This is a genomic window from Corynebacterium sp. 2571A, assembly GCF_055700935.1.
Genome location: NZ_JASTTE010000003.1, coordinates 1 through 16,878 on the forward strand (window position 1 = coordinate 1; position 16,878 = coordinate 16,878).

At 66.9% G+C, this 16,878-nt stretch carries 16 protein-coding genes; 6 read left to right on the forward strand and 10 right to left on the reverse strand.

What is annotated here, in order from left to right:
- Positions 1-346: 346 nt before the first annotated feature.
- A complete protein-coding gene (locus QQS53_RS06450; protein WP_472775073.1) occupies positions 347-1,597 on the forward strand; it encodes a lyase family protein in 1,251 nt (416 codons plus the stop codon).
- A gap of 30 nt (positions 1,598-1,627) precedes the next feature.
- Here the strand turns inward: QQS53_RS06450 and QQS53_RS06455 are convergent, their stop codons facing one another.
- The 5 genes from QQS53_RS06455 to QQS53_RS06475 form a co-directional block, all read right to left on the reverse strand.
- Complete coding sequence (locus QQS53_RS06455) at positions 1,628-2,266, reverse strand: DUF3239 domain-containing protein (protein WP_472775074.1); 639 nt, start codon at positions 2,264-2,266, stop codon at positions 1,628-1,630.
- On the reverse strand, positions 2,253-3,902 hold the full coding sequence (locus QQS53_RS06460; RefSeq protein ID WP_472775075.1) for a DNA repair helicase XPB: 1,650 nt from the start codon (positions 3,900-3,902) through the stop codon (positions 2,253-2,255). Before QQS53_RS06460 ends, QQS53_RS06455 begins: the two co-directional genes overlap by 14 nt.
- An 85-nt stretch (positions 3,903-3,987) precedes the next feature.
- Positions 3,988-5,166: an ABC transporter permease gene (locus tag QQS53_RS06465; protein ID WP_472775076.1), complete on the reverse strand. Its 1,179-nt coding sequence runs from the start codon at positions 5,164-5,166 to the stop codon at positions 3,988-3,990.
- A gap of 4 nt (positions 5,167-5,170) precedes the next feature.
- Entirely contained in the window at positions 5,171-6,064 is an 894-nt protein-coding gene (locus QQS53_RS06470; RefSeq protein ID WP_472775077.1) for an ABC transporter ATP-binding protein, read from the reverse strand.
- 135 nt (positions 6,065-6,199) lie between these two features.
- On the reverse strand, positions 6,200-8,284 hold the full coding sequence (locus QQS53_RS06475; RefSeq protein ID WP_472775078.1) for a helicase-associated domain-containing protein: 2,085 nt from the start codon (positions 8,282-8,284) through the stop codon (positions 6,200-6,202).
- Positions 8,285-8,349: 65 nt separating this feature from the next.
- On the opposite strand from QQS53_RS06475, the gene QQS53_RS06480 reads away from it, so the two are divergent.
- Positions 8,350-8,541, forward strand: a complete 192-nt coding sequence (locus tag QQS53_RS06480; RefSeq protein ID WP_070769344.1) for a hypothetical protein — start codon at positions 8,350-8,352, stop codon at positions 8,539-8,541.
- A 216-nt stretch (positions 8,542-8,757) separates the two neighbouring features.
- On the opposite strand, the gene QQS53_RS06485 is transcribed toward QQS53_RS06480, so the two are convergent.
- Positions 8,758-9,378 carry a resuscitation-promoting factor Rpf1 domain-containing protein gene (locus tag QQS53_RS06485; RefSeq protein WP_472775079.1) on the reverse strand — a complete coding sequence of 207 codons (621 nt, stop codon included), beginning with the start codon at positions 9,376-9,378 and terminating at the stop codon, positions 8,758-8,760.
- Between the two features lie 380 nt (positions 9,379-9,758).
- On the opposite strand from QQS53_RS06485, the gene QQS53_RS06490 reads away from it, so the two are divergent.
- Positions 9,759-10,142, forward strand: a complete 384-nt coding sequence (locus QQS53_RS06490) for a cold-shock protein (RefSeq protein ID WP_472775080.1) — start codon at positions 9,759-9,761, stop codon at positions 10,140-10,142.
- Between the two features lie 56 nt (positions 10,143-10,198).
- On the opposite strand, the gene QQS53_RS06495 is transcribed toward QQS53_RS06490, so the two are convergent.
- Both QQS53_RS06495 and QQS53_RS06500 read right to left on the reverse strand, forming a co-directional pair.
- The gene (locus QQS53_RS06495; protein ID WP_448872604.1) at positions 10,199-10,774 is read right to left on the reverse strand and encodes a DUF2771 domain-containing protein; all 576 of its coding nucleotides are present in this window, start codon (positions 10,772-10,774) and stop codon (positions 10,199-10,201) included.
- A gap of 11 nt (positions 10,775-10,785) precedes the next feature.
- Positions 10,786-11,667 carry a glutaminyl-peptide cyclotransferase gene (locus tag QQS53_RS06500; RefSeq protein ID WP_472775081.1) on the reverse strand — a complete coding sequence of 294 codons (882 nt, stop codon included), beginning with the start codon at positions 11,665-11,667 and terminating at the stop codon, positions 10,786-10,788.
- Positions 11,668-11,706: 39 nt separating this feature from the next.
- Here QQS53_RS06500 and QQS53_RS06505 point away from each other — a divergent pair, with 39 nt between their 5' ends.
- The 3 genes from QQS53_RS06505 to QQS53_RS06515 all read left to right on the forward strand — a co-directional run bounded on the left by QQS53_RS06505 (position 11,707) and on the right by QQS53_RS06515 (position 14,809).
- A complete protein-coding gene (locus tag QQS53_RS06505; protein WP_472775082.1) occupies positions 11,707-12,369 on the forward strand; it encodes a DUF3027 domain-containing protein in 663 nt (220 codons plus the stop codon).
- Between the two features lie 191 nt (positions 12,370-12,560).
- On the forward strand, positions 12,561-13,985 hold the full coding sequence (locus QQS53_RS06510; protein WP_472775083.1) for an NCS2 family permease: 1,425 nt from the start codon (positions 12,561-12,563) through the stop codon (positions 13,983-13,985).
- Between the two features lie 20 nt (positions 13,986-14,005).
- Complete coding sequence (locus QQS53_RS06515; protein ID WP_472775084.1) at positions 14,006-14,809, forward strand: TrmH family RNA methyltransferase; 804 nt, start codon at positions 14,006-14,008, stop codon at positions 14,807-14,809.
- Here the strand turns inward: QQS53_RS06515 and QQS53_RS06520 are convergent.
- Together QQS53_RS06520 and sepH are read right to left on the reverse strand one after the other, a co-directional pair.
- The gene (locus QQS53_RS06520) at positions 14,779-15,651 is read right to left on the reverse strand and encodes a DUF6928 family protein (RefSeq protein WP_472775085.1); all 873 of its coding nucleotides are present in this window, start codon (positions 15,649-15,651) and stop codon (positions 14,779-14,781) included. The genes QQS53_RS06515 and QQS53_RS06520 overlap by 31 nt on opposite strands.
- A gap of 15 nt (positions 15,652-15,666) precedes the next feature.
- Positions 15,667-16,812 (reverse strand): septation protein SepH, encoded by a 1,146-nt coding sequence (gene sepH, locus QQS53_RS06525; protein ID WP_472775086.1) that lies wholly within the window; start codon positions 16,810-16,812, stop codon positions 15,667-15,669.
- Positions 16,813-16,878 lie beyond the last annotated feature (66 nt).

Genomic DNA, 16,878 nt, shown 5'->3' on the forward strand with positions numbered 1-16,878 from the left:
CTAAGCCTGCGTCGCGCCGATGGTACTGCAACCGGGAGGTTGTGGGAGAGTAGGTTACCGCCGACACCAAACAACAACATATAATTCAATAACCAACAAAGCACCCGGTAGAAACCACCACCAAGGTTTTCTACCGGGTGCTTCCGCATGCCCAAAGGAGGGCGCCAGCCCGGTTTTGGGCATGCGAGCCTTGCCGATTGTGGTCGCTGTCATCAGCGGGTCTAGAATGACGAACTATTGTCTACTTGCTTAGAAAGTTCGGAATTGCACCATGCCCTTTAGTTCTTTTGACAATGCGATCAGCAGCCGCGGCTACGTCACTCCTGAGATGGAGAAAGTGTGGTCGGTGAGGGAGACCATCGCCGGCTGGTACGCCGTGGAGGCGGCGTTGGCGGCTGCACAGGGACAGGTGGGGATGATCCCGGAATCCGCGGCGGCTGCCATCGTGGACAACGCGTCGGTGAGCACTGAGGTTGAGGAGGCTATCAGCCGCGGTGCGATGGGCAACCCCTTCACCCTGGGCCTGGATGCGCTCCGCGTGGAGCTACCCGAGGACGCCCGCGGCTGGGTTCACTTCGGGGCGACGACCCAAGACATCCTGGATACCGGGCGCGCGTTGCAGATCAAGGCGAGCCTGGAACTGATCATGCATACCCTGCGTCGCCTTATCGACGTACTCGTGGACCTGGCGCACGAGCACGCGGATACGGTTATGGTCGCTCGCACAAACGGACAGTATGCCTTGCCGACTACGTTGGGCTACCGGGTGGCTACGTGGGTCAAGGCGCTGCGCCGTTGTTACGGGCGCCTGCAGAACACTCGCGATCACGTCTTGCTCGTGCAATTCTCCGGCGCGGTGGGCACCTATGCAGCGATGGGAGAGTACGGCTCGACTGTCGCACGCCTGGTCGCCCGCCGTCTGGGGCTCGAGTTCGAGGAAATCGCCTGGCACGCGCAGCGAGACACGATCACGGAGCTTGCTTGCATCGTCAGCATCTACGGCCAGACCTTGGCCAAGATCGCGGAAGACCTTTTTGAGATGCAGCGCTCCGACACCGGCGAGGCCGAGGAAGAACTCGACCCGCATTTTTCGGGCTCGAGCACCATGCCGCAAAAGCGAAACCCGTTTACAACTATGAAGGTCTCTGCCGCCGCTCGTATGGCGGCAGGGGCGGCGTCCACTATGCTCACCCAGACGCCTAGCGCGGATGAGCGCGACCACCGCGCCATCGAGGTCGAGCGCGATTGTTTGCCGCGCATCTTCGCCGCGGTGGAAGGCGCCGGCCGTAAGCTGGAAAAACTCCTCGGCAACCTTTCCTTCGATGCCGATGCGCTGCGCGCCAATGTCGAAGCCGAGGGCGTTTTGACCATGACCGAAGCCATCATGATGGAGTTTGCCAAGGTTATCGGCCACGGTCCGGCCCACGACTTGGTCCAGGACTTTGCCACCCAGTACCGGGACACGGGGATTAGCCTGGAAAACTATATCGCTGGCCGCCCCGAGGTCGCAGACCAACTGAAGTTTGTGGATCTCACGGAAATCCAACGGCCGGAAAATTACACGGGCCTAGCAAGCGAAATCGCCCGTGCCATTTAATAGCACGGGCGATGATTGGGAGCTAGTCAACTAGAGGACCAACAGGTCGAACTTGGTGGCCTTGACGTCGCTCAGGCGCTTGCGGGCGCGCTCGAGGCGCTGCCACTGGTCCTGGGGGATGGACTTGCGGGCGATGGCGACGACGTCTTGGTCCGGGGTGCCCCAGGCGATGGGCATCGGGGAGATCTGCTGCCAGTGGTTCTTGTCCGAGTTGGTGTGGTGCCCGCCAATCGCGGCAACGGGGACCTTGGTGCCGACCTTGCGGTCCACGCCCGGGATGGAATTCACCCGGCGCAGTGCGGCGCCCCAGCGGGGTTCGGCTTCCGGATCGACGTTGGTGTTGACTAGGGCCAGCAGGTACATCTCCCGGTCGGTGACCTCGGCGATAACGCCGGGGGCCAGCGGGTAGGAGTCGTAGAGCTGCTGGGCGGTGCCCACCTTGCGGGAGGAGAGAACGCCGACCACGGCACACATGATGCCGAACAGGATGATGCCGAGCCCGACGGTAAAGCCCCACGCGGACTCGACGAAGTACCAAAGGGCCGCGCCGATAATCACCAGGAGCACGCCCATGATGAGCCCGGACATCAACAGTCGCTTGGAGTCTCGGAGCAGTTCGTTGTGCTTTTTCGCGAAGGCCTCATCGACCTCAAATTTAAAGATCTTCATCGCTACCCAAGTCTACTGCGTCGACCAGGCGGTAGGCATATCCCTGCTCCGCGAGGAATCGCTGCCGGTGGAGCGCGAACTCAGCGTCCACGCTGTCGCGGGTGACCACGGTGTAGAACTCGGCCTCGTTATCGTCGGCCTTGGGGCGCAGCAGGCGGCCCAGGCGCTGGGCTTCTTCCTGGCGCGAGCCGAAGGTACCGGAGACCTGGATGGCCAGGGCGGCCTCCGGGAGATCGATGCTGAAGTTTGCCACCTTGGAGACCACCAGGGTGGTGGTCTCACCGGCGCGGAAGGAGCGGAAGGCCTCCTCGCGCTTGGCGGTCGAGGTCCGGCCGTCAATAACGGGCGCGCCGAGGCGCTCACCGATGGTCTTGAGCTGGTCGATAAACCCGCCGATAATTAGCGTCGGCACGCCCGGGTGGGAGGCGACGAGCTGGTCGACCACGCGGTATTTCGCCTCCGCGCTGGCTGCTAGACGGTAGCGGTCCCGCGTCGGCGCGGTCGCGTAGGTCATGCGCTCCTCAGGAGTCATCTCCACGCGGACCTCGGTGCACTCTGCGGTGGCGATATATCCGGCGTTTTCCAGGTCCTTCCAGGGGGCGTCGTAGCGCTTGGGACCGATCAGCGAGAAGACGTCTCCCTCCAGGCCGTCCTCACGGATGAGGGTGGCGGTCAGCCCTAGGCGGCGCCGCGACTGCAGGTCGGAGGTCATGCGGAAGACCGGCGCGGGCAGCAGGTGGACCTCGTCGTAGATGATAAGGCCCCAGTCGCGGGAGTCGAACAGGTCCAGCGCGGCGTATTCCCCGCGCGTCTTGCGCGTGACCACCTGGTAGGTCGCGATGGTCACCGGCTTGATCTCTTTCTTCTCGCCGGAGTACTCGCCGATCTCCGAGGCGGTCAGGCTCGTGCGGCGCAGGAGCTCGTCGCGCCACTGGCGCCCGGCCACCGTGTTGGTCACCAGGATCAGGGTGGTGGCCTGCGCGCGGGCCATGGCGGCCGCGCCGACCAGGGTCTTGCCCGCACCGCAGGGCAGCACCACCACGCCGGAGCCGCCCTCCCAGAAGGAATCCGTGGCCTGGCGCTGGTAGTCGCGCAGCTGCCAGCCGTCCTCGGTTAAGGCAATCGGGTGGGACTCGCCGTCGACGTAGCCGGCGGTATCGCTGGCGGGCCAGCCGACCTGCAGCAGCGCCTGCTTCAGGCGCCCGCGGTGGGACGGCGGCACAGCGAAGGTGTTTTCATCAATCCGGGCGCCCAGTAGCGGGGCGACCTTTTTGTGGCGCTCCAGCTCCGCGAGGATGGCTGGCTCCGCCGAGGTAAGGATGAGGCCGTGGGCCGGGTGCTTATCGATCCCGACGCGGCCGTAGCGCGACATCGTCTCCGCGACGTCGACGAGCAGCGCCTGCGGGACGGGGAAGCGGGAGTAGCTTTCCAGCACGTCCACGACCTGCTCGGCGTCGTGGCCGGCGGCGCGGGCGTTCCACAGCGCCAGGGGCGTGATGCGGTAGGTGTGGATATGCTCCGGCGCGCGCTCGAGTTCGGCGAAGGGGGCAAGCGCCCGGCGGGCGCTATCGGCTTCCGGGTGATCGACCTCCAGCAGGACGGTCTTGTCGGATTGGACGATGAGCGGTCCGGGCATAGGGCGGTGGTTCTCCTCGAAAAACGGTCGGGGACAACCCAGCGCGGCTTCAGCCTTTGTGGCTTGCTTCGCCTTTGAGGTCGGCTTAGCCCTTGAGGGCAGCGCGCCAGGTCATTTTCTTTCCGTTATTGAGGATAGCGCCGCGGTAGATGCGGGCAACCAACCAGATGACCCCAGCGGTGGTCACCGCGAAGAGCAGGTAGGACAGGGCCAGCTGGGCGGCGCCGAAGTTGCCGACGGCGTACTGCATCGGGGCGGTCACCATGGAAAATGGCGGCAGCCAGCCGGCTACCTGCATGAGCGTGGAGTCCAGGCTGTTCCAGCCGAAGGCGGGCACGTAGGCGGTGAGGATGAGCAGGAGGAGGATCGGCGTCTGCGTGGACTGGAGGTCCTCGGTGCGCTGGATGAGAGAGCCGGCCGCGGCGTAGAGGCTGCCGAAGAAGAGCAGGCCCAGCAGGCAGCCGACCAGCATAACGGCGAAGAGGCCCCAGTTGAGCGAGAAATGGTCCGAGAATTCGGTAAACGCCAGGGCGGCGGCGCCGGCGCCGACGAGCACCAGGGTGGTCACGAAGCCGAAGATGGTAACCCCCAAGATCTTGCCGGCCAAAAAGTCCAGCGGGCGGACGGAGGAGAGGATGATCTCCACCACGCGGGAGGACTTCTCCTCGGTCACGCGGCCGCCGACCAGGCTGGCGAAGGTGATGACGGAGAAGATGATGATCATCGCCGCGGCCAGCACGGTCAGCACGGAGACGATGTCGTCCTCGCTGCTGGCCGTGCCGTCGGCCTCGTCCACGCTGACGACGTTGACCGTGGTCTCCGGCAGCGCCTGGGCGTAGTCGGCGGGGCTGACCCCAAGCTCCTGCAGGGCGGTCTGGCTGGCGTAGGCCTCGACCACCTGGTTGATGGTGGCGGTCACGGGCTGGCTGGGATCCCCGTCCTGGCTGATGAGGTCCCAGCCCTCGTCGCCGGGCACCAGGGCGGCCTCGGCGTCGCCGTTGCGGACCAACTCGGCGGCCTGGTCGGCATCGTCAGCCTCGCGGGCATCAAGCCCGCTGTTGTCGAAGGCCTCGGTGGGCATCTCGACGACGGCGACGGTGTCGGCCTCGTCATCGGAGCCCAAGAAGAAGTTAGCGGCGGTGATGCCTCCGATGGTCACCAGCAGCAGGAGGGCGACGGTGATTTGGACGGCGCGGGTCTTGGCCGTGATGGCCATCTCGCGCTTGGCCACGGTCCAGATGGTGGCGGGGGAAGAATAGCGCATGGGTTTAGGCCTCCTGGTTGGTCGAAGAGACGACGTCGCGGAACAGTTCGGTCAGGTCAGGGACCACGCGGCCGAAGGCGTGGACGGGCCCGGCCTGGAGGGCGGCGCGGAGGATGGTCTGGTCGTCCACGTCCTCGGCGGTGAGCACCACGTGTTCGGGGCCTTCCTCGACGACCTCGCAGCCGGGCGGGCACCAGCCGCGGGCCTCGGTGGCCACGCGGTAGCGCACCGGGCCGGAGTTCCGAAGCTCTTCGACGCCGCCTTCTGCGACGAGCCGGCCGTGGGAGAGGATCCCTACGCGGTCGCACAAGCGCTGGACCAGGTCCAGCTGGTGGGAGGAGAAGAGCACGGCCACGCCGGAGCGGGCGCGCTCCACGAGCATCTCACTCATGACCTCCACGGCCACCGGGTCGAGCCCGGAAAAGGGCTCGTCCAGAATGAGCACGTCCGGGGAGTGGATCAGCGAGGCGGCCAGCTGGACGCGCTGTTGGTTGCCCAGCGACAGATCATCCAGCTTGTCGTCCTTGCGCTCGCCCAGGCCGAGACGCTTGAGCAGCTCCCCGGCCTTGGCCTTGCCCTCCCCGGCCGGGATGCCGTGCAGTGAGGCGAAGAAGGTCAGCTGGCTGAGAAGCGACTCCTCGCCGTAGAGGCCGCGCTCTTCCGGCATGTAGCCGATCCGGCGGCGGTTGCTGTCATCCAGCGGCTCGCCGTCCAGGCGGACCTGGCCGGAGTCGGTGGACAGCACGCCCAGCGCGATGCGCATGGTGGTGGACTTGCCGGCGCCGTTGGAGCCGACAAAGCCGTAGATCTCGCCCGCACCCACGTTGAGCGAAAGATCGTGGAGGACGCGGTGGTCACCGTAGGACTTGTTGAGTTGGTCTATTTCCAGTCGTGGCACAAGGGGGCCTTCCGGGTCGGGGCGGTGTTCGTTGTAAAATATTGCATAAACACAATATTGCGTCAAGGGCACTTGCGATATTACCGACGGAATAGCCCCGCCGCGTGCCTCGCGGAGAGGGCCGGACCGGCCCGATTAGTCCAGGGTGAGCGAGGTAATACGGGACAGCGGGATACGCACGGTCCGCGCTTGGGCGCGGGCGTCGACCTGTCCGCCGGAGACCGTTAGCGGCGTGGCCCGCAAAGATTTCTGCGCCCCGGTCTTGGTGGCATAACCGATGACTACGGCCCGCCCGGAGCGCACGGCCGCCTGCAGTAGATCCAGGTCGGGGCCGGTTGCCGCCGTCGGCTCGTCGGGGCTGCCGGCGCGGACGGCGTCGACCGCGGCGTTTAGGGCGGCCGGGGCGAGTTGGTCCGCCGGCGGGTGGAAGGCCTTGGGTGGGGGCACGGTCGCCCGCGGCGGGGCGACCTGCACCGTGGCGCCGGCGGCATCTTCGGCGGCGGGGCTCAGGCCAGCGCGGTGGAGCTTGTCTAGCAGCGTGCGCAGCGGCACCTGGGATACGGCCACGGTGGGGGCGAGCAGGCGCAGCTCCGGCACGGCGCCCACCGCCTGGGCGAGCACCGCCGGGTCGTCGCTGCGCAGGTATGCGTTGGCCGTGCCGGCGCGAAGGGCGCCGTGGCGCCGGGCGCTATCCTGAACTAGGTAACTCACCGGCTGCGGGACCTCGCCCGCGGAGTACTCGGCCAGAAATTCCTGGAAATCGGCGGCCGACCAGCCCGCGTCGAAGCCGCGGCGCAGCGACTCCTCGCTCAGCCGGTAGGTGCTGGCCAGACCGGGTGACTCGAGATCGGCAATCAGGGCCAGCTTCGCCTGGACGGGGCTGGTCAGCGGTCCCGGGGCAATGACGCTGAGGTCCCCCTGCAGGAGAAAATAGGAAATCTCCTCCGGCGCGAGATCGGTGGCGTTACCGGTCAGCGCGGTGGTGGCGCGCCCGCGGGCGATAAGCCCCAGCTTTTGTGCCTCCGCGGCGAGGGCGGCGATGGTCTCCTGGCTGGTTAGGTGCGCGAAAAGCGGCGAGGAAAAGCGCAGATCGGCGGAGAATTCCTCCGCGCTGAGCGCACGCGCGCGGTGCCGGTAAACCTGCAGGACGCGCTGCCGGTAGCCGGGCAGGCGCGGGTTGCAAGCCTCCTTGACTAAGGGGCGCTCGGCCGACCACGACTGCCACGGGCTGGCCATCCACGCCTCGATGAGCGCCTGCCAGCGCTCGCCCAGTGCCAGGTCCTGCCAATCCGTTGCGGCCGCGGTGGGGGCCAGGAAGTTGCCCTCGTAGCCGGTGGGTTCGCCGCGGCCGAGCAGACCCGCGCTATAGCCCAGGTGGATCAGCCGGGTGATGTCCGGCTCAGGTAGTGATAGTGCCTTGGCCAGTTGTTTTACGCTCGCCTTGCCCACGGACTTGTCCTTGAGCAGGCTGACCGGGCTGCGGCCCAGGTGCTCGATTAAGCGCTCTAGCTCGCGGGCGACGTCGAGGCCGCTGGCAGCCCCGGCGGCATCGGCAGCCGAATCCGGACGCGGCGCCTCGGGCGGGGCGGCCGGCTCCAACGGGATGACCGGGTGCTCGCGCCCGTGGACGGCCCCCAAGACCGCACGCGGCAGACGCAGCGTGCCCGGCTCGGGGCGGAGGAGGAACCCGCGCTCTTCAAGCCGCGCCACGGGACCTTCCGCGAACGTGCTGGCCGCGCTGGCGCCGCCGGCGTGCGCAATCCCTTCCAGGACCGCGAGCTGTTCTTCCGGCAGCTGCGCCAGGTCCGCGGGGGTAACCTCCACCTGGTTGAGCAACGACCAACCAGTCGGCAGCGCCGGCATCACCTCGGCCGGCAGCATCACCTTGCCGGGGGAGGTGCGGTAAAGCAGGGCGCGCTCGCACAGCGCGTCGGTGACTTCCGGTGCCGCAACCTCGTCGGCGTCAACCTCTTCTAGCTCCGCGCCGAGGTTGGCCGCGCGTTCGAGGGCCGCCAGCAGGTCAGCCGAGCAGTTGCCCAGCGCGCGGGCGATGGAGGCCCGCAGCAGCAAGCGGGTGGCCAGTGGCGCCGGCCCCGGCGGGGGAGGGACCGCGGCGTCGGGGCGGTGCCCGAACAAAGTAGTGAGCTGATCCGCATCCAAATTAGCGAGGAAATCCCGGTACTGTGCGGTGCGGCTGGGGCCAGAAGGGGTGATACTCATCGTAGAAGACAAGTTTAGTGCCATTTGAGTTACTTTTTTCGCGCGGGTTTGGCACAATAAGGAGTATGTCGAATGTAGAGAAGAAGGGCTTTGTTTCTCCGGCTTGGCCGCAGAACATGGAAGGCCGCGAACACGCCATTACCGAAGTTACCGCTCCGTTTGCGGGTGCCTCCAGCCCGTACGGTGACGACACCGTCCTGCCGCTGCCGGCGGACAAGCTGAACTACGTGCACCCCTACACGCGCATCAACAAGTAGTTCACCCGCAGCAATGCCCGGTCTGGCGACCGGGCATTTTCTATGCCTTAACCACCCCTGCGCCGGCGGTGTGGGCCCTGCGCGGGCTCTGATCTGGGCGCTTGGCTCAACGCGCTGCAGTAGAGATACCACAAGGCGCCACCCGGGGTGGGTGGCGCCTTTCCTTAGCTTGTGGGAGATGACTCCGACCGGGGCGGGACCCGGCGGGGAACTTTCTTAGAGGTTCAGGATGGAGTCGATCTGGCCGCGGTTAGCGGTGTAGAAAGCGTTGAAGTCGTGGCGGTTAGCCTCGTAGAACTGCTGGATCGGGGCCGGGACCTGGATGCCGTAGGTGGCCAGCTTGGACTTCACGGCGCTGTAAAGGGCGTCGACGGCCAGCTCGCTGGAGCCGGCGTTGGCGGCCTCCTGAACGGCGGCCGGGGCGTCAGCCGGAGCGGCCGGAGCCGGGGCAGCGTTCGGGTGAGAGCGGTCGGTCGGGGCGGAGTTCAGGCCCAGGCTAGCGGAGCAGGCCGGCCATGCGCCCCAACCCTGGTTAGCCAGGACCTTTTCGGCGACGAAGATCTGCTGCTCACGGGTAGCGCCATCGGCGGTCGGGGCGAACTCGCTGCCGCCGTAGGCCTGCCAGGTGCCAGCGTTGAACTGCAGGCCGCCGTAGTAGCCGTTGCGGGTGTTGATGTTCCAGTTGCCGCCGGCCTCGCACTGAGCCAGGCGGTCCCAGTCGGAGTCCGGAGCGGCCGAGGCGGTCGGTGTCATGATGGCGGCGGCGGCACCGACAGCGACGGTGCTAGCGGCGAACTTGGTGGCTACGGAAGTAGTCTTTGCCGAGTGGCGTCCCATTGTTGAAGGTCCTCTCTATTTCCCCGGTCGGTTACAATTCTTTTGCACGTAAAAATCTGGCCGCCAGCGCGGGAAGGCGGTTAGTCGGGGATGTCTTCGACCAACGCGGCGGCCAAGTGCCTAGCAGACAGAGTATCGGTTTATAACGAAAGTGTCACGTTCTTGACACTTTTCGACACACATCGACGGGCCCCGAGTGGCGCGTGTGAAAACCTTAAAGCGGAAACTGCAGGTGAGGCGATCGGCTCCCAGAGGAAATTTATCCATGTGAGATGGATCACTACGGTGTTATTGTGGTCCGATTATTGACTTCATTTTTGGTGCCGCCAGGGGTTAAAATGGTTAGTTCCATTATGAGAAGAAGAAAGTGGTGAACCAACGTGCCCATCGGTAAGGTCAGGTGGTTTGACGCGGAGAAGGGCTTCGGCTTTGCCTCCAACCCGGGGGATGAGGACGTCTACATCGGCCGCAACGTGCTGCCCAAGGGCGTGACCGAGCTGCACCCTGGTCAGCGTATTGAATTCGATTTCGCGGCCGGTCGCCGCGGCCCGCAGGCGCTGCGCGTGAAAGTGCTGGATAGCCCGCGCCGCCGCAGCAGCCCCGGCCGCAAGCCGGAAGAGCTCGGCAGCATGATTTCGGACGTGATGACCGTTTTGGAAACACAAGTACAGCCGGCCTTAAGCGCCGGGCGTTACCCGGAGCGCAAGACCGGCCGGCAGGTCGCAGAGATCCTGCGCGCCATCGCCAAGGACCTGGACAGCTAGGCCTGCGGCTGGACAGCTAGGCCCGCGCCGGGACGGATCGTCCCGCGCCTGGGAGGCTAGTTCTGCTGCTCCTGCGCGGCGCGTTCGGCGTCGGACATCGTCGATAGCGACCAGACCGTGGTGTAGGGGGTTTCCTCCCCGTCTGCGTCCGTGCCAATCATGATGGAGGAGACCTCCACCACCATCAGCTTCGGGCGCTCCTTATTTTCCCCGGACGTGGATTCCTCAATCGGATCCACGGACCCGGGGATTTCTACTGTCTCGGTGTCGTAGGCGCCGTGGGTGGTCTCATCGTTGGCGGCCGGGTCGTCGTAGATGCTCAGCACCCGCCACTCGTGGTTGTGGATGGCCTCCGGGATGTCCAGCACGAGCTTGTCGTCTGGGCCGACCTCCAGGTTGGGGACGTCCTTTTCCTCGCACTCCGTGCCCGGCTCGCAGGACATATAGGGATGGACCTCGAGCTCCTTGTCGCCGACGTGGGCGGTAACCGCGACATCCTCCGGCTCCGGGCCCGGGCGGCTGTTCCACCAATTCTGGAACAACACCACCGCTACCACAATGACGATGACGGCGATGATCAGCGCCAAGACCTGGATCAGTTGCTTGCGTTTTGCCTCTTTGCGGGTGGCCATGGGCATAGATCTTACTCGAAGGTCACGCGGTACAGATCCGGCCACCGCTTACCGGTGAGGTAGTACTCGTCGGTGCCCGGGATATGCGCTATCCCGTTGAGCACGTTGTCGGGGTTCGCCGCGGCGTTATTGTCCAGCCCCGAGGCGTCGATGACGGCGTTGACCATCCCGGTGGACGGGTCGATGCGCAGGATATCGGTGGAAAACCAGACGTTGGCGTAGATCTGCCCGTCGACGCATTCGAGCTCGTTGAGCTCATCAACCTCCTTGCCTTCCAAGGTCACCGTGACCCGGTCCAGCTCGTCGAAGCTTTCCGGGTCCACGAAGCGCAGCGTGGAGGTGCCGTCGGAAAGCGCTAGCCGGTCGCCCATATCGCACAGGCCCCAGCCCTCCCCGGCATACTCCGCGGAGCCGGTGGGCTGGAGGGTTTCCGCGTCGAAGGACAGCGCGGTGCCCGACTTCCACGTCAGCTGCCAGAGCGTGTCGCCGCTACGGGTGATGCCTTCGCCGAACTGATCGCCAGCCAGCGCGGTGGACTGCTGCGGGGAGGTCTCGCCCGGGGCCAGCCTGTGCACGCCGGATTCGCCGTAGCGCCCGGTGCCCACCAGCAGGGTGCCGTCCTCGTCGACTTCGAGGCCCTGCGTGAACAGGCTCTCGTCGTAGTCGAGGCGATCGACCACCCGCGCCTTGAGCTGCTCGACCGCGGGCGCGGCCGTGGTGGCCCCGCCTTCCGGGGCGGAGGCAGCGCTGTCGGCGTCGCGGTCAGCGTCAGGGGTGCTGCTGCAGGCGCTTAAGGCCAGCCCCGCGCAGGCCAGAAGCGCGCCCCACCGGCGCGTTCGCTGGCGATTGCGGGGGCGCTGGCGGTGACGTGCTGGCGACAAGAGGGAACCCATACACCATATTGTGCCCCATATGCACCATAATGATTCGATGTGTCCTCTAAAAAGCGCCAATCCACCTCCACCAACCCGCTGCTGGGCCCGGCGGCCGTCGACACCGCTCGCTGGGCCCTGGAAGAACTAGGCGACGGCGACGTCGGCCGCCACATCGGCGTCGGCGGGCTGAGCCCACACGCGGTCACCCACCGCTTCGCCGCCGACGTGCCCGGCTACCACGGGTGGGAATGGCAGGCGGTCCTGGCGTGCGCCGCCGGCAGCGACGAGGTCACCGTCAGCGAGCTGGCCCTCGTCCCCGGCGGGGAGGCCCTGCAGGCGCCGGACTGGGTGCCCTATACCGACCGGGTGCGCCCCGGGGACCTGGAGCCGGGCGACGTCATGCCGCCCGCGCCGGGGGATAGCCGCCTGAGCGAGGACGGCACGCTGAGCCAGGCGGGCTGGAAGGAGGCGGCCCAGCGCTGGCTGGCTTCTTACGGGCCGGAAGCACCCATGGCCGCCCAGGCGCACCTGCAGTGCGCGACCTGCGCGTTCTTCCTGCCGCTGAAGGACAGCTTCGGCGTGTGCGCCAACGAGTACTCCGCCGACGGGCGCGCCGTCCACGCCCGCTACGGCTGCGGCGCCCACTCCCAGACCACCATCGCCCCGGAGCCGGCTGTGGACCCGGACACCGTCTTCGACGACGAAGCTCCCTTCTACTAGCGGCTCGCTCTGTTTTACTAGCGGTTTGCTGTTCGCCCGCGGTAGTAGGCGCGGCGCGCGACGGGCGCTGTGGGCCGGGCGCGCCGGAGCCGGGCGGGGGTGGAGGATTTTGTGCGCGGGGCTGTCAAGTATGAAACTGTTAGCGGTAAATCAATAGGGCACGGTGACATTAGTAAAGGGAAGTCAGCTCCATGCGCGCGACGCTCGATCGCTATTTTAAAATCTCCGAACGCGGATCCAGCATAGGCGCCGAGATTCGAGGCGGTACCGTCTCGTTCTTCGCGATGGCCTATATTATCCTCCTCAACCCGCTCATCCTGGGCACCTCCCAGGACGTAGAGGGCAACACCCTGGGAGTGCCCCAGGTAGCAGCCGCCACCGCGCTCGTGGCCGGCGTGATGACCATCGCCTTCGGCGCCATCGCTAACTACCCCTTCGCCTTCGCGGCCGGGCTGGGGCTGAATACCTTCGTGGCGGTCAGCCTCGTGGCCACGGAGGGCCTGACCTGGTCCGAGGCCATGGGCCTGGTGGTTATCGACGGCATCATCATTGTCATCCTGGCCGTCTCCGGCTTCCGCACGGCGGTCTTCAAGGCCATCCCCGCCTCGATGAAGGCGGCGATGGGCGTGGGCATCGGCATGTTCATCGCCATGATCGGCTTCGTCGACGGCGGTTTCGTCACTCGCGTGCCGGACGCGGCGAACACCACCGTGCCGGTCAGCCTGGGTATTAACGGTTCCATCTCCACGTGGCCGAGCCTGGTCTTCGTGCTGGGGCTTATTATCTGCGCGGCCCTGGTCATCCGCAACGTGCCGGGCGGGCTGTTCATCGGCATCATCGCCACCACGATCATCGCCATGGTCGTCGAGGCGCTCACCGGCGCCGGCTCCGCCGCGGAGAACACCGGCGGCTGGAACATGGCGGTGCCGGAAGTGCCGGACTCCCTGGGCGGGCTGCCGGATCTGTCGATTGTCGGCGCCGTCGACCTGCTGGGGGCATTCAGCCGCATCGGCGTGGTCGCCGCGACCCTCCTGGTTTTCGCCCTGGTGCTGACCAACTTCTTCGACGCCATGGGCACCATGACGGCACTCGGCCGGCACGGCAACCTGACCGACTCCGAGGGCAACCTGCCGCACCTGAAGAAGGCGCTGGTCGTCGAGGGCTTCGGCGCCGTCGTCGGCGGCCTGGGCTCGGCCTCGTCAAACACCGTCTTCGCGGATTCCTCCGCCGGTATCGGCGACGGCGCCCGCACCGGCCTGGCCAACATCACCACCGGCGTCCTGTTCATCCTGGCGATGTTCCTGACCCCGCTCTACGAGGTCGTGCCCATCGAGGCCGCCTCCCCGGTCCTCGTGGTGGTAGGCGTGATGATGGCCGGCCAGCTCACCGCTATCGAGTGGAACAAGATGTACGTGGCCATCCCGGCCTTCCTCACCATCGTCGTGATGCCGTTTACCTACTCCATCGCCAACGGCATCGGCATCGGCTTCATCTCCTTTGCCCTGATGTCCACCTTCGCCGGCAAGGCCAAGGAGATCCACTGGCTGATGTGGCTCATCTCCGGCCTGTTCGTGGTCTACTTCGCCATGGATCCCATCATGAGTCTGGTGGAATAGCGTGCGCTAGATTAGGGGGCATGGATAGAACTTTCATCTCCGACCCGAACGACCCTCGCCTGGACGATATCCGGGACTTGAACAAGTCCGACAAGTCCGGCGAGGGTTTAGTCATTGCGGAGGGCCACCTGGTGGTCTCCCGCCTGGTCGAATCCCCGTTCCCGGTGCGCTGCCTGGTGGGCTTTGCTGGCAAGATCGACCAGTACGTCGAGGCCTACGGCGAGCCCGGCTGCCCGGTCTACGAGGTCGAGCGGGACACGCTGGCCCAAGTCGCCGGCTTCGATATGCATCGCGGGCTCGTCGCCGCCGCGGACCGCGCGCCGCTGCCGGCAGTCGGGGACGTGGTGGCAAAGGCGCGCACGGTGGTCGTGCTCGAGGGGGTGGGCGACCACGAAAACATCGGATCTATCTTCCGCAACGCGGCGGGCCTGGGCGTGGACGCGGTCCTGCTGGGCAGCGGGGCGGCCGATCCCCTCTACCGCCGCAGCGTGCGCGTGTCCATGGGGCACGTGCTGCGCCTGCCGTTCGCCCGCTTCGAGGGCGGGTACACCACCTGGCAGCGTTCCCTGGACGTGCTGCGCGAGGCCGGCTTCCGGCTGGTCTCGCTGACCCCGGGCGGGGACACGCACATCGCCGACGCCGTCACCGGGGCGGAGAACGTGGCGCTGCTCGTCGGCGCGGAGGGCCCGGGACTGACCGAGCACGCGATGCGCGCGACCGACGTGCGCGCGTCCATCCCCATGGCGCAGCACACGGATTCGCTCAACGTGGCCACCGCCGCGGCCGTGGCCTTCTACGAGCGCCAGCGGTCCTTGAGGGACTGAGAGACCTTGCGTGAGGCCTTGGACCACCACTTGCTCGCGGTGGCGCCCACGCGCCGGGCGGCGGCCGCAGAGGCCTGCGCCAGGGCGCGGAACTCGTCGCCGGTGGATTCCTCCTCGGCCGCGGCGTCCTCGTAGTCGTCGTAGTCCGTGTTGCCCGGCCCGATGCCCAGCTTCGCGGCCGAGGCGGAGGTCACCCGCGCGATGGTGGGGCGCTGGGGCTTGTCGATCTTCGGCTCCGGGCGCCCGTCCACGGCGTAGCCCACCACGTCCAGGTCCGGGCCCTGGGCGCTGATGTCGACGCCCAGCCACGCGCGCTGGGCCTCCTCCATCAGATCGCGCGGGCGGAAGGGCAGGGCGATGCCGCCGGTGGAGTCGTTGTGCTCGCCGGCCCAGTAGGGGCCCTCGAAGGGCTCGGGCAGGCCGGAGTCTTCCAGCACCTCCGTGCGGGTGCAGCACAGCGAGCGCTTCAGCTCGCTGTCCTGGAAGTGCGCGAAGCCGGCGTAGGTGTCCTCGTCGTGGTGCACAAAGGCGTAGAGGTTGTCCCACGGCGCCGCCTTGCGCAGGGCCAGCGGCAGCTGGGAGAGGATGATGCCCTCGCCCTCAATCACCGTCTGGACCACCGTCACGCCCGGGTAGCCGCCGATGTAGTACTCGGCGCTGTCCGCGGGGGCGGAGCGGTTAAAGGGGAACTGTCCGATGGGAGTGATGGGGAAGGCCGGGTTGAGCTGGGCCAGGAATTTGCGGCCATAGCCGCGGTCGGCCTTGGGCTCAGCTTCGAGTACGGCGGCGGGGTTAGGGGAGGTCACGTACCACAAGGTAATGACGGCGCGGGAAATATCCATGGTCCTGGTAGTCGCTTAGTTTTTCGGGCGCTTGGTGTTGGCACGCACGCCGAGTAGCACGTCCTCCCAGTGCGGGGTCACGGCCTTGCGGCGGCGCTTGGTCGGTTTCTTTTCCGGATCCGGGTTCTGGAGGAATTCCTCCGGGGAGTTTTCCTCTGCACCGCTGTGCTCCGCGGAGCCGGAGCGGTCGCGGCCGGCGTCGCCGGGGTCCGCGGTGGCGGGCTCCGCGGGCGCGGAGGCGTCGTGCAGGGACTCACCGTTGGCGGCGGAGACAGCCGCGGCGTCGTGCTCGTCGTCCCAGTCGTCGCCCAGCACCGCGGTCTCGTAGCGGTTGCCGCGGCCGACCGAGGTCAGCGAGCGCACCGGCTGGGCAAAGTCCGGGTCGGTCAGGTCTGCGGCCACGGAGTTGCGGGCCTCGACGGTCGGCTCGGAGGTCATGGTCTGCTTGAACAGCCACTCGGCCTCGTTATCGGACAGGCCCGCCCGCCAGCGCAGGCAGACCACCCAGGGCTCGCCCTTCTCGCGGTAGGCGTCCCACTCGGCCTCGGCCAGGGTGTGCCCACGGGCGGCGAAGGCGGTGGCCAACACCTCCCAGAGGGTCAGCTTGGCCGGGCCGTCCTCGCGGACCGGGTGGGCCTGCTTGGCCAGGTCCGCCACCCGGTAGCGCTCCAGCATCACCGGGTGGGCGAAGGACTCGAGGCGGGACTCGTCCACGCCCAGCTCCTCGGCTAGGCTGGCGACCGATGCCCCGGCCCGGATGCGGTGCTGAATCTCCGCCGGGCGCAGCGGCAGGGCCTTCTTGGACTCCGCGTGCGTGGCCGGCCGGGCCCGCCCCGTGCCGGAGGTCCCGGCCGGCGACGCCGCATGCAGGCGCGTCGGCGTACTGGCCGCCGCCGCACCAGCGCCGGCGTGATCGGCGGGGCCGTGGTCCTGACCGGTGGCGGAGCCTTCGCCGGACTCGCTGCCGCCGGTGGAGGTCTCTGGCGAGCTGTCAGCGCTCACGTCCCCGGCGCTGGTCTCGGTATCCGTCTGCCGGATGGTCGAGGCCAGCGTGGAGCGAGTCGCGTCGTCGACGGCGAGGAAGAACTCCTCCCCATCGTCGGCGCGCAGCACCAGGGATGATTCGGTTGAGTCGCTGTTAACTAAAAACAGCTCGCGCATGCGAGTCTCCTTCAGCCGTGGAGGACAGGGTTACTTGTGATGGGCTCCACTGTAGTCGACCCAAGG

Coding starts and splice junctions, on each gene's coding strand:
- QQS53_RS06455 (WP_472775074.1), bottom strand. CDS start 2,266: ATGAAGATCTTTAAATTTGAGGTCGATGAGGCCTTCGCGAAAAAGCAC.
- QQS53_RS06460 (WP_472775075.1), bottom strand. CDS start 3,902: ATGCCCGGACCGCTCATCGTCCAATCCGACAAGACCGTCCTGCTGGAG.
- QQS53_RS06465 (WP_472775076.1), bottom strand. CDS start 5,166: ATGCGCTATTCTTCCCCCGCCACCATCTGGACCGTGGCCAAGCGCGAG.
- QQS53_RS06475 (WP_472775078.1), bottom strand. CDS start 8,284: ATGAGTATCACCCCTTCTGGCCCCAGCCGCACCGCACAGTACCGGGAT.
- QQS53_RS06480 (WP_070769344.1), top strand. CDS start 8,350: ATGTCGAATGTAGAGAAGAAGGGCTTTGTTTCTCCGGCTTGGCCGCAG.
- QQS53_RS06485 (WP_472775079.1), bottom strand. CDS start 9,378: ATGGGACGCCACTCGGCAAAGACTACTTCCGTAGCCACCAAGTTCGCC.
- QQS53_RS06495 (WP_448872604.1), bottom strand. CDS start 10,774: ATGGCCACCCGCAAAGAGGCAAAACGCAAGCAACTGATCCAGGTCTTG.
- QQS53_RS06500 (WP_472775081.1), bottom strand. CDS start 11,667: ATGGGTTCCCTCTTGTCGCCAGCACGTCACCGCCAGCGCCCCCGCAAT.
- QQS53_RS06510 (WP_472775083.1), top strand. CDS start 12,561: ATGCGCGCGACGCTCGATCGCTATTTTAAAATCTCCGAACGCGGATCC.
- QQS53_RS06515 (WP_472775084.1), top strand. CDS start 14,006: ATGGATAGAACTTTCATCTCCGACCCGAACGACCCTCGCCTGGACGAT.
- QQS53_RS06520 (WP_472775085.1), bottom strand. CDS start 15,651: ATGGATATTTCCCGCGCCGTCATTACCTTGTGGTACGTGACCTCCCCT.
- sepH (WP_472775086.1), bottom strand. CDS start 16,812: ATGCGCGAGCTGTTTTTAGTTAACAGCGACTCAACCGAATCATCCCTG.